Annotated in this window: 11 protein-coding genes; 1 reads left to right on the forward strand and 10 read right to left on the reverse strand. The window is 50.2% G+C overall.

The features are described from left to right. Window positions 1-155: 155 nt before the first annotated feature. The 10 genes from LOZ80_RS30685 to LOZ80_RS30730 form a co-directional block, all read right to left on the reverse strand. A complete protein-coding gene (locus LOZ80_RS30685; RefSeq protein ID WP_238168158.1) occupies window positions 156-1,283 on the reverse strand; it encodes a glycoside hydrolase family 88 protein in 1,128 nt (375 codons plus the stop codon). A gap of 18 nt (window positions 1,284-1,301) precedes the next feature. Beyond that, a complete protein-coding gene (locus tag LOZ80_RS30690; RefSeq protein ID WP_238168159.1) occupies window positions 1,302-3,200 on the reverse strand; it encodes a heparinase II/III domain-containing protein in 1,899 nt (632 codons plus the stop codon). Between the two features lie 1,001 nt (window positions 3,201-4,201). After that, window positions 4,202-4,813 (reverse strand): flavin reductase family protein, encoded by a 612-nt coding sequence (locus tag LOZ80_RS30695; RefSeq protein ID WP_238168160.1) that lies wholly within the window; start codon window positions 4,811-4,813, stop codon window positions 4,202-4,204. A 30-nt stretch (window positions 4,814-4,843) separates the two neighbouring features. Beyond that, window positions 4,844-5,452, reverse strand: a complete 609-nt coding sequence (locus LOZ80_RS30700; protein ID WP_238173163.1) for an alpha/beta hydrolase — start codon at window positions 5,450-5,452, stop codon at window positions 4,844-4,846. Then, window positions 5,452-6,405, reverse strand: coding sequence for a ring-cleaving dioxygenase (locus LOZ80_RS30705; RefSeq protein ID WP_238168161.1), 954 nt, complete (start codon window positions 6,403-6,405; stop codon window positions 5,452-5,454). Before LOZ80_RS30705 ends, LOZ80_RS30700 begins: the two co-directional genes overlap by 1 nt. Window positions 6,406-6,481: 76 nt before the next feature. Next, entirely contained in the window at window positions 6,482-6,883 is a 402-nt protein-coding gene (locus tag LOZ80_RS30710; protein ID WP_238173164.1) for a DoxX family protein, read from the reverse strand. Between the two features lie 83 nt (window positions 6,884-6,966). Beyond that, window positions 6,967-7,410 (reverse strand): MarR family winged helix-turn-helix transcriptional regulator, encoded by a 444-nt coding sequence (locus tag LOZ80_RS30715; protein WP_238168162.1) that lies wholly within the window; start codon window positions 7,408-7,410, stop codon window positions 6,967-6,969. 1,518 nt (window positions 7,411-8,928) lie between these two features. Continuing rightward, the gene (locus LOZ80_RS30720) at window positions 8,929-9,297 is read right to left on the reverse strand and encodes a VOC family protein (RefSeq protein WP_238168163.1); all 369 of its coding nucleotides are present in this window, start codon (window positions 9,295-9,297) and stop codon (window positions 8,929-8,931) included. Between the two features lie 32 nt (window positions 9,298-9,329). Continuing rightward, the gene (locus tag LOZ80_RS30725) at window positions 9,330-11,093 is read right to left on the reverse strand and encodes an ABC transporter ATP-binding protein (RefSeq protein ID WP_238168164.1); all 1,764 of its coding nucleotides are present in this window, start codon (window positions 11,091-11,093) and stop codon (window positions 9,330-9,332) included. Between the two features lie 24 nt (window positions 11,094-11,117). Beyond that, window positions 11,118-12,860: an ABC transporter ATP-binding protein gene (locus LOZ80_RS30730; protein WP_238168165.1), complete on the reverse strand. Its 1,743-nt coding sequence runs from the start codon at window positions 12,858-12,860 to the stop codon at window positions 11,118-11,120. A gap of 169 nt (window positions 12,861-13,029) precedes the next feature. Between LOZ80_RS30730 and LOZ80_RS30735 the strand changes: the two genes are divergently transcribed. Beyond that, window positions 13,030-14,094, forward strand: coding sequence for a copper amine oxidase N-terminal domain-containing protein (locus LOZ80_RS30735; RefSeq protein ID WP_238168166.1), 1,065 nt, complete (start codon window positions 13,030-13,032; stop codon window positions 14,092-14,094). Window positions 14,095-14,153 lie beyond the last annotated feature (59 nt).

A 14,153-nucleotide genomic window follows, 5' to 3' on the forward strand; every position in this document is an offset into this window, starting at 1 on the left:
TTTCCGGCGAAACCACACATAAACTCCCCCAAATGAAGCAATAGGAGCCTCTAGGAGCTCTTAGTTGCGCTAAAAGTGGCAATTTCACACAAATAGAAGCCCTTGGAGACTCTTATCAGGAGGCAAAACCTATGGATACGGCTCAGCTTTTCACTCTACCAGAACAGCTCGCCATGCCCAAGCAAACGAGATAGTCCCTCTACGAAGTAATAGTCCCCGTAGATGAGCGGCACATCGATATTCTTGCCCTCTGGGTAATGGCTCGTCCCATGCAGGATCAGCCCCTCTTCAGCTTCTGAGTCCCAAGCGCCGTAGTTCACGTACAGCGAATGCAGAATTCTCTCGCCCGCCTGGCGGTAAAGGACGCTTTCCTGCTCGCTGACTTGATCAGCGAGCAGCAGCAAGCCGCAGGCTGCGCAAGCGCCAGCCGAGGAGTCACGGTAAGCCGTCACATCATCCGGCAACCGGAAGTCCCAATGCGGCACATGATCCTCCGGCAAGTTAGCCAAGAAGAAATGCGCAGCGCGCTTAGCGCCATGCAAGTATCGTTCATCTCCCGTATGGAGATGACTCAAAGCCATGCCGTAGATCGCCCACGCCGTGCCGCGCGACCAAGCAGAGTCAGGGGCGAAGCCCTGCCCGCCATTCACTTCGAGCTGCTCGCCCGTGTGCGGATCGAAGATCACGATATGGTTCACGGAGCCATCCGGACGGAGGAAGTGCTCCAGCGCCATGTCGGCATGCCGGACGGCGATCTGCTTGTACCGCGGGTCTCCAGTCGTATCGGAGGCCCAATGTAGCAGCGGCAGGTTCATCAGGCAATCGATGATGGCCCAGCCGGCATTGTCTTCCCCTTCGCGCCAAGGATTCCAGGCGCGAATGAAGTTCCCCTGCACGTTGAACCGTGCAGCCAGCAAATTCGCGGCGAGCAGGCCGCGACGCTTGGAATCCTCCGCGCCCAGCAGTTTGTAGCGCGCAACGCTCGTCAGTGTCCACATAAAGCCGATATCATGGTCTAAGCGGTAGTAATCCGCGATGACCTGATCGAGCTGCTGCTCACAGGACTCGGCCAGTAGCTTCAGCTGCTCGTCCTTGCTCTCGCGATACAACAGCCAGAGCAGACCAGGCCAGAAACCAGCTGTCCACCAGTAGGCAGGTTCCAGCTTGTATTCGCCCTGCACACTGGCATGCGGGAAACCGTCTCCGATTCGTTTGCTTGTTCTTGCAACCTTAGCAGCAGTCTTCTGCCAAGCTCCCTGCGCCCAACCAGCGTGTATACTCATGCAAGCTCACTCCCTATCTCAGTATTCGAAGGTAAATTGAAATGTTGTTGAAACGCTTAAATTTCCCTGCTGACTTAACTTCCCTGTGAAATCAAGGGCATAGCACTCACGTCGATTCTCGTAATGATCATCGTGGATGAACATCTGGACTGACCAGTCGAATTGACGCTGGTCATAGGTGATGTAAAGCCGCGCCTCATCCGTCGGCGCGATCAAGATCCGCCCATCCTCCAGCTGCCGCGGAGAATGCCATGACATGAAGCGCTCCACAACGCTTTCCGGCGCTTCTGCATAAAGAAAGCTGTCCGACACCTCCAGCGTGGGCGGAACTGTCTTGCGCCACGTGAAGCGTCGCACTAGTTCTTGCAGCTTCGCTAAGCCATAGGCTCCAGCAATGTCCACTACAAGCACGTCCTGCTCGTCGGTTTGGCTGATCTCGAGCAGCTTCGCGCGATAATCGGCCCCGGCTTGCTGGTACAAGCCATCGAGGATCGGAACGGAATGCCCCTGTGACCCATTGCACAGAATCTCGTAGCGGTCCGGCCCAAAATACGCGCGCGTATAGCGGCCGCTCCCCAAATCGGCAAGCAGCGTCTCTCCTTGAGCGTACAGCAGGAAATTGCCAAGATCGTTATGATTGTGCGGCTCATCATTATGGCCGCCTTTGGCTGCAAAAACGAACGTGCCAGCAGGCTGAATTTGTCTGGAGATGAGCCACTGCGCATCGGGTAAATAATAAGAGGCTGTCGGCCACGGACTGCCTCCCGCATCCTCGCGGGACCATAACAAGTTCCGCAGCGCCGATGCCCAGCGGCTGCAGTGGTCATCCCTGAAGCCAGCGCGCAAAGAAAGCTCCGGATGCTCCATCTCCGGATAAAGCTGTTTCAGATAGCTGCTGAGACCCATGAAGATACCCGCCTGCCAATGGGAGTCGGAGAAATTCACAACCTTCCGTCCATCCATGAAGCATTTCTGTTGGAACAAGGCCACCTGCCGCACCTTGTCATCTTGGAACCAGTCTACGGCACCGCCGGTTCGCCGTTTAATCAAATCAGCGGCATACGTGAAGTAGCCGAATCCGTACTGCCAGTACATGTACCCTTCGGTACAGGCGCCGTCTTCCTCGAAGCCGCTCAGGTACGAGGCCAGCGCAGGGAACACGCGCGTCAGGACTGCGGCTAGCTCAGCCTCATCAGGCAGCAGATAGATCGCTGCCGCGGCAATGGAGCCTCCGCAGACAGAGGCCCAGTTGTGCGTCTGCGTCTCCCACCTGCTGGGAGCCTGCATCATCAGCGGCCGCAGCACGCGGCGCAGCACCTCTTCGCGAATCCTCACGCGAAGCAGGGCAGGCATCGCTTCGCCGAGCAGCACGCTGATTTCACTCAGCGCGAAGGCGGTCTCCGCGGAGAACAGATCAATCGTGAAGGCTTCCTCGGCACCTCGGCTGAGTCCTTCTGGACTTGGACTCCCCGTTATTGCCCCGGCACCTTGTTCGCGCATCTCCGGCCCCTGCATAATATGTGCTGGCAAACACCACGTATACTCATCCAAGATGGACCAAATTGTATTCATAAGAGCCTCTGTATAAACGCCCTTCTCCTCTTCTAACCACGCTAACAGACCAAATGTCGTCAAGCGATTCCGACGACCGAAATACACTTGCTCATATTCAATTCGCGAGCCCTTGTCCGCGTATAAGCGAAACAAGGCATAGCTGAGCTCTGGCATGGATGTCTCCAGCAGCTTGCTTCCCTCTGTCCGAATCTCCTCCACCAACTCTGCGCCGTGTCTGCCTTGCAGCAAACGCGCCTTCACTTGCTCCGGCGCTTCTCCGTTTAACAGCAGGTCCAATGGCTCCATACTCACATTCCGCAAGGCAGTCTTCAAACTTTCCAAGTTCCCAGTTGGTACATTCACTGTATTACGACCCACTTTCCTGAATAAAATGTGAAGGCATCTGCCCTCCGTCGTGTACGTTTCGTAGCGACTCTTATTGGGGAAACAGACTGGAGCTGCCCTCAAAGCCTTACGACCCTAGGGACAGCCCAACTTATCTAAGCTATTTTGACTATATCAGAAACTACTTCTTAGCTGAATCAATAATTTTCTGTGTGCGGTCTTGCAGGTTTTTGATTATAAAGGCTATTCTTCATTCAGCACTTTACCACAAAAAATTACTATAATATGTTAAAATGGAATTTATAGTATCCAAAGAGTTGGATCACATAATTAAAAGGTAGTCTCACGGAAGGGGTTTAACTAGCCATGCAACGATTCTTAATTTATGCATTAATTGTCGTCATAAGTTACTTTTCCGGAGTTCTATTTTACAAAGCAACACAGAATCTACTCGCAATACCTGAAAAAAGCGAGATCAATCTGCTATATCCCTGGATAACTATCTTTTTTCTGTTCTTTGCTCTTCCGATTTATTTGGTAATAATCCTATTTCTTCGCCTATTCAAGGTTCGTTCAATCATAGTAAATACATTAATAAAGACAGTTATGTTCATAGTGTTTAGCTTGTTTGCAGCTGCTATGGTCCCTTTTATGTTCGGTGGTTTTGGCTATTTAGGAAGACCGGAATTTTTCATTTCAGAATTTGCAGTCCTGCTTTATTCATTTTTTATAGGAGCAGCCCTGCTATTTTCCATCAGTTCGTCCATCGCGGATAGGTATCTGAGTAGGTAGAGGTGAGGTGGATCGAAGCTTGAAAAGGCGAAGACTCTACACGTCTCCAATGGAATACCGGAGTGTAGTCAGGATATGCCGGGAAAACTTGTGGTTGAGGGGCCCCGAGTTATGGACTATAGATATACACCGCACACTCTGCACGCAAAATAAGAAGCTGCCCCCAGCGTTTTCAACCGGGACAGCCTCTTATTTATACCCATACAGGCTTGAGGAGCTTCAAACTATTACACTGGACGATCGATCTCAAACTGCTCGCCCAGTTTCGCATAGGAATTGCCAGCTAACCGACTCACAGGCTGAAGTTTTTCGGCGTCGATACGGCCTTGCTCATATAACGACTCGTCAATATGGAATTGCACGACTCGGCCAATTAATAAGTCGGCGGCCGGAACTCCTTCGCTGCCGCCCACTGGAATAGCTTGCTCCAGCACGCATTCCATCCGAATCTTGGCCTCTGCGATGCCAGGTACAGCGATCTTCACGCTAGCTGCCGGCGTAAGGCCGGCCAAAGCAACTTCACTTTCATCCGGCGGCAGCGCAGCGGCTGTCTGATTGATCTGCTCTATATAAGACTCGTCGGAAATATGAACGACGAAAGCACCTGTATCCACTGCGTTGCGTGAAGTATCCTTGCGAATGCCTTGCTTTCTTTGAACTGAGATAGCCACCATCGGTGGATTAGCCGTAACAATTGTGAAGTAGCTGTACGGAGCCGCATTCAGCACGCCCGCTGTCGAGAGGGAGGTGACGAATGCGATCGGCCTTGGAATAATACTGCCAATAAGAAGCTTATAATTCTCCCTCTCACTCTGATTGGTAGGATCTATAGGAATCATGAGCATCCCTCCCCCTTTTCACCTGAAGTTTTATGCAAAATGAGACTGATACCACACCGCCGCCGCATCCACTTCCGAGCGTGTCAGTTGATGCCCTGCTTGCTCCCAGTGGATCTCGACAGCTGCCCCTGCTGCACTCAGCAGTTGATTTAATTCTTCGGTCTCCTGCGGGGAGCAAATCGGGTCGTTCTTCCCCGCCCCGATGAAGATCGGGGTTCCTGACAGATCCGGCAGCTGGACGCCGCGCCGCGGCACCATCGGATGGTGCAAAACCGCCCCCCGCAGCGCATCCGGGTAGTGGAACAGCAGGCTTCCGGCGATGTTGGCACCATTGGAGTAGCCGATCGCTACGAGGTTGCGGCGGTCAAAGCCATATTCCAAAGCCGCCTCGTCTAGGAATTCGTTCACTTCCTTCGTGCGGAAGATGAGATCTTCCTCATCGAAAATCCCCTCTGCCAGCCTGCGGAAGAACCGCGGCATGCCATTCTCGAGCACATTGCCTCTCACGCTGAGCACCGACGAAGTCGGTGCTATCGCTTGAGCCAAGGGCAAGAGGTCACGCTCGGTGCCTCCCGTTCCGTGAAAGAGCACGAGTACCGGAGCCGCAGCATCCGTTCCTTGCTGATAAATATGCTTCATCATTGTTGATTCGCCTCCAATACGCGCACTGCAATCGGTGGCAGATTGCGTTCAATTTGGGCACGGTTCTCTTCGAACCATTCCGGCAGCATCAATTTCTCGCCCAGCGCTTCCGGTTGTTCGTCACGAGCAAAGCCTGGAGGATCGGTAGCAATCTCGAAGAGAATGCCGCCTTCTTCACGGAAGTAGATCGCGTTGAAGTATTGACGATCCACAATAGGCGTAGGTTGGAAACCATTCGCTTGCACATGCGCTCTCCAGAGAGCATGCTCTTGATCATCTTTGGCGCGCCATGCAATATGATGGACCGTACCTGCTCCACCCACACCGTAAGCCATCGGAGTCACATTGATATCAATCACGTTGCCCAGATCACCGAAGGACGTAAAGCGGGCATAAGCTCCCTCTTGCCCAACTTTCGTAAGGCCCATGACCTGCTCAAGCAGCTGTGAAGTTTTGTCGGGAGCCGTACTGTACAGAACAGCGCCACCGAAGCCTTTGATCGCTTTCTCCACAGGCACACCGCCGAATGACCACTGGCTAAGCGCTCCTTGTTCGCGTTCAACGATCTCCATTTTGAGGCCGTCACGGTCTTCGAATTGCAAGTACGTCTCGTTGAATCTGACTGTTTTTTCAAAAGCAATGCTGAACTGTGTTAACCGATCTTCCCAGAAAGACAGGCTGCCAGTAGGCACAGCGTATGTCGTAATGCCGACTTGACCGCCGCCTATGCGTCCTTTGCGGGAATGAGCCCAAGGGAAGAAGGTGATGATGGTACCAGGACTTCCAGCTTCATTGCCAAAATACAGATGGTACACTTCAGGTGCGTCAAAATTGATTGTTTTTTTGATCATGCGAAGTCCTAGGATTCCTGCATAGAAGTCTACGGTTTCCTGTGCGTTTTGTACGAAAGCGGTTATATGGTGAATCCCTGCAGTTTGTTGTTGTGTCATGATATCCAGCTCCTTAGAATTTAGTTTGTTTGAATGACAATATTTAAGTTTTAATTATGTCCAGACCCAACAGGAATTAGTTGAGCAGTGCATCAATCGAGTAAGTACCTGCGCCCATGACGGCCACAGCTACTGCAATCGCAAGCAACAGCAAGTTATATTCGTAACCGCCGGCTGTAGCCCAATAGCCATTCTTGCCGTGTACTTTGACAATCGAGACGATCATCGTCATGGCAATCAGCAGCGCGGCGACAACCGTTCCTAATCCAGCAGCGAACAATAGACCGCCAACAAATTCCATCAATCCAGCGATGACAGCCATTGCAACACCCGGTTTAATGCCGATGGACTCCATCCAACCACCGGTTCCTTTCGGCCCATAGCCTCCGAACCAACCGAACAGTTTCTGTGCCCCATGCCCGACAAAACTTAATCCTACAACCAGTCTAATAATTAAAAGTCCCAACGCGATACTCATCATCTTTCTCCTCCAATTTAAGAATCTTTATTTTAAGACATTTGATAAAAGGTTAAGCAGTTAACGCCTCTTGACGAGGGCAACTACTTAAAACCATCCTGAGCAAACTTGCCTAGCTTCTTTAACAATTGACTGGCGACCTTCTTTTCCTCCTGCGTAAGACCCGCTACTGCGTTCTCAATCACCAAAGTATGCTGAGGAAAAATGTCTTCGATATACTGCTTTCCTTTATCTGTAATCTCTGCGTAAATGAGCCTACGGTCCTCGGTTGATGTCTTGCGCTTCACGAACTCTTTCTTCTCGAGTTTATCCACGACATAAGTGATGTTGCCGCTGCTCATCAGCACCTTGCTGCCAATCTGTTGAATCGCTTGTGCGCCTTTATGATATAAAAGTTCGAGCACACCGAACTCGGTGCGATTCAAACCGTGACTTCGAATATCGCGGTCCCCGTGGGCATTCACCCATTCACTGGCTCTGGAAAGTGCAATGTAAAGATCTAAGGAATCATTCCTTGCTTCACTCATCTTCGTTCACCTCATTTCCTAGTGTTCGTCGTCTGCGTTGCAACTATCTTGAATTAAAGATACTTTATTTAAAGATAAATGTCAACAGCTATTTTATAAAAAAGGACTGCCCCAAAAGATAATGAACTTTTGAGGCAAGCTCCCTTACGAACTCAATACCCTCTATTTGCTCAAAATAGGGCATTTTGAAAATCTAACGAATCCCCGATGTGTTATTCAAGCAAAATGATCACCATTCCGCCTAAAATTTGCTCGATAACGCCAACTCAGTTCATTAGATCTTCAAAGTAGCCAGTTTTTCGTATATAAGCATCATGCAGTTCATTAGAATGACAGCTTGATTGTGCGGGGGCTCGGGGGGTGAGGCTGATGCGCGGGGCCCGAAGACGGCTGGTGTGCGCCGGAAGGCGGCTGTCGCGGGGGGGGAAAGGCAGAGCGGCGGCACTCAGTTCTGCTGTTCTGCACGGAAAATAGGTGCCACAAGACAATGAACTTTGGAGGCAAGTTCCCTTACGAACTCAATACCCTCTATTTGCTCAAAATAGGGCATTTAAAAAATCTAACGAATCCCCGCTGTGTTATTCAAGCAAAATGATCACCATTCCGCCTAAAATTTGCTCGATAACGCCAACTCAGTTCATTAGATCTTCAAAGTAGCCAGTTTTTCGTATATAAGCATCATGCAGTTCATTAGAATGACAGCTTGATTGTGCGGGGGCTCGGGGGGTGAGGCCGATGCGCGGGGCCCGAAGACGGCTGGTGTGCGCCGGAAGGCGGCTGTCGCGCGGGGGAAAGGCAAAGCGGCGGCACTCAGTTCTGCTGTTCTGCACGGAAAATAGGTGCCACAAGTCAATGTACTTTTGAGGCAAGTTCCCTTACGAACTCAATACCCTCTATTTGCTCAAAATAGGGCATTTAAAAAATCTAACGAATTCCCGCTGTGTTATTCAAGCAAATTGATCACCATTCCGCCTAAAATTTGCTCGATAACGCCAACTCAGTTCATTAGATCTTCAAAGTAGCCAGTTTCTCGTATATAAGCATCATACAGTTCATTAGAATGACAGCTTGATTGTGCGGGGGCTCGGGGGGTGAGGCTGATGCGCGGGGCCCGAAAGCGGCTGGTGTGCGCCGGAAGACGGCTGTCGCGCGGGGGGAAGGCAGAGCGGCGGCACTCAGTTCTGCTGTTCTGCACGGAAAATAGGTGCCACAAGGTCAATGTACTTTTGAGGCAAGTTCCCTTACGAACTCAATACCCTTTATTTGCTCAAAATAGGGCATTTAAAAAATCTAACGAATCCTCGTTGCGTTATTCAAGCAAAATGATCACCATTCCGCCTAAAATTTGCTCGATAACGCCAACTCAGTTCATTAGATCTTCAAAGTAGCCAGTTTTTCGTGTATAAGCATCATACAGTTCATTAATTGACAGATTGTTGCGCAAGGAATCTGCGGTGCACACCAAAAACAAAGGAGCTGAGCTATATACAAGCCGCTTAGCTCCCTTTGTTCAGTTCCCTATGCGCTCGTATCCACTTGGGATACGCCCAATATAATCCCAAACGGGTCTAAGATATAAGCTAGATAGCCCATGCCAGGCATACTCATCTTAGGTACGACTATGGTTGCTCCATTCTCTACCGCCGATGCCAGATACGTATCTATTGAGGGTACTTCAATGGAATTGACTGTTCTCGCTGCTCCATCCATCGATTTCAGCAACCCGCCATCTATGCCGGCGGTTTCCTCTGACCCTGTTTTAATAAACCAATAATCAAGCGGACCTGGAAACTTCGTGAATTCCCAACCAAAGGTTTGGCTGTAAAAAACGATCGCAGCTTCGGGATCAGGCACTTGAATTTCGAATCGCAATACGCGATTGCTCATGCTCGCCACTTCCTTCCTTTTTCGAAGTATATTCACCCCACAACAGCCTCGCCCTTCTGCAGCTGATACATCTTCGCGTAGCGGCCGCCCAGCGCCATCAGCGTGTCATGATTGCCGCGCTCGGCGATCTCGCCGCGGTGCAGCACAAGAATCTGATCCGCATCGCGGATCGTGGAAAGCCTGTGCGCGATGACGAGCGTCGTCCGCCCTTCGCTGACGACCTTAAGTGCCTGCTGGATGAGCCCCTCCGTCTCGCTGTCGATGCTCGCTGTCGCCTCATCGAGGATGAGGATCGACGGATCGAACGCGAGCGCTCGCGCGAAGGAGATGAGCTGCCTTTGGCCGGAGGACAGCGTGCTGCCCCGCTCCACAACCTGCTCATCATAGCCGTTAGGCAGCTGCTCGATGAACGTCGCTGCGCCGACGTCTCGCAGCGCGCTTTTCACACGATCCAGTGAAATATCTTCCTCATAGAGGCTGACATTGAACTTGATGTCCCCCGCGAATAGGAACGGATCTTGCAGCACGATCCCCATATCCTTGCGCAGCGCCTGCTTCGACATCTGTGTGATGTCGTTGCCGTCTATCGTGATACGGCCCTCAGCAGGCTCGTAGAAACCAAGCAAGAGGTTCATGATCGAGCTTTTGCCAGATCCGGTATGCCCGACCAGAGCGACCGTCTCCCCTTTGCGGGCCTCGAATGAAATGTGCTTGAGCACATTCTCCCCTTCTTTATAAGCAAAAGTGACGTTATCGAATTTCACGATGCCTTCCGGGCGCGCGGTCCGTTCAACTTTCTCGACGTCCTGACCTTCCATGTCCAGAATCGTGAATACTTTATCTGCGGATACAAACGCGCGCTGCGCATTCGTCAATTGATCGAAAATCCCGATAATCGGTTGGAAAATCCGCCCCAAATAATCAATAAACGCATAAAAGACCCCAAACGAAATCACCGCTTGCAGCGATGCATGGCCAAAATACCAAATGACCATCGCGGTCACTAAGCTCCCAATCGTACCTACAACATTTCGAGAGGATAGGGCGTAGATGCGGAACTGCTTGACCTGATTCACATAGCGGTCCTTATTCAGGACCTCGAATTCTTCCAACGTCACTTTCTCTCGGCGAAAAGCTTGAATAATCGGCATCACCACAATCGATTCATTGATCATAGCATTCATATCGCTAAGCCTTGCCCGCATAATGGTGATGAAAATCTTCGAATATTTCAAATGTATCCTCATAATCAGCACAAAAATAGGCGGCAGTACTAAGCAAAAAGCGGCCAGCTTCCAATCCAAAATGAATAATGCCACATAAATACCGACCAACTGCATCATGCTGACGACAAAGGTGGCCATGAAGCTCATGAACAAGTCCCGAACAGCTTCTGTATCGTTGGCAATTCTCGATACCACTTGCCCGATCGGCGTGTTATCGAAGTAGCGCAAGCTGATTCGCTGAATGTGGCGCATTAAATCCATGCGCATATTCTTGATGATTTGCAGCGCTGTAGATTGCAGCAGATACGCCTGCGAGTAGTTGCAGACGCTCGCTAAGAGCAGCAGGCCCATATAGAGGCCAATTAGCTTCAAGACAGGTCCCATTTGACTAACGTCAGGCGTGAGATGCTGATCGATAATGGTTTTGGTTATGTAAGGCCCTGCAAGCTCGGCGCCTACGGCACAACATAGAATAAGCATAGCGCCGATAATTCTGAATTTATAGACGAGTGCATAAGCAATCAGCCGTCTCGTCGTTGTTGGTTGTTGTGGATGCTGAAGTTGACTCATGGCATCCTCCCTTCTTTCGCTTCGTTATTCTTCCAGACTCGCTTCCATCTGTTGGCGTTCCCACTGTTCCCGGTACCAGCCGCCGAACTGCATAAGCTGTTCATGGGTTCCTTCTTCGAGAACCCGTCCTTCATCGAGCACCAGAATCCAGTTCGCGTGGCTCACAGCCGATAGGCGGTGCGTCGTGATCAATGTTGTTTTGCCTGCGCGTTCTTGACGGATATGGCCTAGGATGCGATTCTCCGTTCGAGCATCTACCGCAGACAGCGAATCGTCCAGCAGGAGGATTTCGGAGTTGATAAGCAGGGCTCTGGCAATCGCCAGACGCTGTTTCTGCCCACCGGACAGCATCACGCCATTTTCACCGACTATGGTCCCCAGACCTTCCGGCATTTGGCTAATATCCTGTGTAAAAGAAGCCATCTCAATCGCTCGCGCAATCTCCTCCGGCGAGGCGTCGTGCTTGCCTAGCGCCACGTTATCACGGATCGATTTGGACAGCAGCAAATGCTCCTGAGGAACATAAGCTACCCAGCCCTTTACTTGATCCAAAGAGATCTGTTCAATTGATACACCAGAGATGCGCAGCTTATCCGATTCAATCGGAAACTGGCGCAGCAGCTGTTTGAGAAGTGTGCTTTTGCCACTGCCCGTGCGACCAACGATGCCTAACGTCTGTCCGCGTTCCAGTTGGAAGGAGACATTCGTGAGACTAGGGTGATTAGCCGTCGGATACGTGAAGCTTAGCCCTTTCATTTCGATACTCTCAGGTTTATGGACGGCGATTGGCTTAGGCACATCAACGATGTCCGCTTGCTGCGTCAAAGCTTTATCCAAACGGTCTGCCGAGGCGCTTCCGCGCTGAAGAACATTAATAAACTCGCCGAACGAAATCATCGGCCAGATCAGCATACCGAGATAAATATTGAAAGAAATCAGCTGTCCCAGCGTAATTTCCTGATGAAAGACCAGATAGGAACCATAGCCGATCCCAATCGAATAGCTTAATCCTACAATCAACGTTGTAAGCGGCTGAAAAAGTGCATTTAACATAGAAACGCGTCTGTTCTTATTCATCACGTCGGACGTCACTTTATCGAACGCCGTTAGATCATGGTCCTCCTGTACATAGGAGCGAAGAACTCGGATTCCCGAGATCGATTCCAGCGCATGATCATTCATTTGGCCGAAAGAGGCTTGGGCCGCGAGGAAGCGTGTTCGCACGCTTTTGCCGAGCTTATTAATAACCAACACCAAAAAAGGCAGTGGAATGAGCGCAGCTAGCATTAATTTGTAACTAATCAGAGAAACCATCGTGATAATGACCACGGAGGCGCCAACCAGGGTATGAACAAGCGTCATCACGCCATAACCAGCAGTCTGACCAATCGCCAGTACATCATTCGTAGCCAAAGCCATTAACTGTCCCGTGCTGTTGCGCTGAAAAAAAGCGGGTGTCATTTTCGTCAAATGCGTTAATAAACGACCCCGAAGCACTTTCTCAATCAGTGCAGAATTGCCGAACAGTGTCGTAATCCAGATAAACGCCATCACATACAGCAATAAAGACAGTCCCACAAGCAAAAGCACGGTATGACTCAAACTGGTTTGCGTTAAATCTCCGTTGCGAATATGGTCAATGGTATTTCCGATCATTTTAGGAGGAATCGTTGCTAATAAATTAACGCCGATCAAGAGTCCAATAGCCAGCACATAGTATTTCCATCTTTCTTTGAAGAACCACTGCAATTTGATCACAAAAGACAAGCTTTCCACCTCTTTCCATATGTGTACTTCCTGATTTTATCGGTTCATCTTGGGGAAGTCTACTACCTATCTCGTTTTATAACGAATCTTTCCTGCAACATTTCTCAGAATCCCCTCGTTAGAAAGATAGACAACCTACAAAACTTACATACAGGAAGGAATTAAACCAATGAAATCTACGATGAAAAAAACGCTAGCTGTTCTCTCCCTGACCGCCATGATGACAACAAGTGCTGCTTATGCAGCAACGGATGAAACAGCGCAACCTATATCCATCATGCCCATCAATGCTCCAATTTCTATAATGCCTATCAACGCGCCAGCTTCCTCCACAATCACTGTTCAAGTAAATGGCGGAGCAATTAATGAACAAGGTTACCTGAAAGCAACAGCGACAGAGCCCATGCTGCCGCTGCGCGCAGTGACAGAAAAATTAGGCTTCACCCTGACTTGGAACCAAGCAACGATGTCCGTTGATTTGAATAAAGGCAATGTCTTCACAGCCGTTAAAACAGGCGAAGACCGCTATGCTATTAATAAAATGCTTACAACGCTCGGCACGGCGCCTGAGCTCGTGGATAACAAGCTTTATGTGCCTGCTTCCTTTGTCAGCAAAGTGCTGCATGGAACGGTGAAAACAGAGGGAACTTCGGTATCCGTAGCGCTGTCTGAAGACCAAAAGAAAGTGCAAGCAACTGGCGTTATTACGTCCATCCGCACCAATGGCAATGATGCCTCCATTCAAATTCAAGGTGTCAACACAGAAGGTCTCGTTCTTAATGTAAACAAAGATACAGTGTTTCAAATGTTGGATGGCACGAAGCTTAGTTTGTCCGATCTTCATGTTGGTTTAACCGTTTCTGCTGAACATTCGATGATCGCAACGCTTAGCTTGCCGCCGCAAACGCCTACGTCCAAAGTCACTGTACTCGACACGGCCAAGCATGCTGGCACCATTGGCACAGCGGGTGTGGTCGAAGAAGTGCGTACAGATGATAAAGGCAACAAAAGCATTCTGATCAAAGGTAAAGGACTAACAGAAACGGCTCCAGGTGAAGTGGTTCTGCAGTTGACCAACGACACCGCTATTGTAGATAAAAACGGGGACAAAGTGGATCAAGCCACACTCGTGAAGGGTGCGAACGTCATCGGGTTCTATGGTCCTGCCTTGACGAAAAGCTTGCCGCCGATCGGCAACGCATGGAAAGTCATTGTAGCCGCTAAATCCGAATAAGCATATGATGTGAGAAATCTTCCGCGCTTCTGCTGGAAGATTTCTTTTTGCTATTCTTT

Source organism: Paenibacillus sp. HWE-109 (assembly GCF_022163125.1).
Classification (GTDB): domain Bacteria; phylum Bacillota; class Bacilli; order Paenibacillales; family NBRC-103111; genus Paenibacillus_E.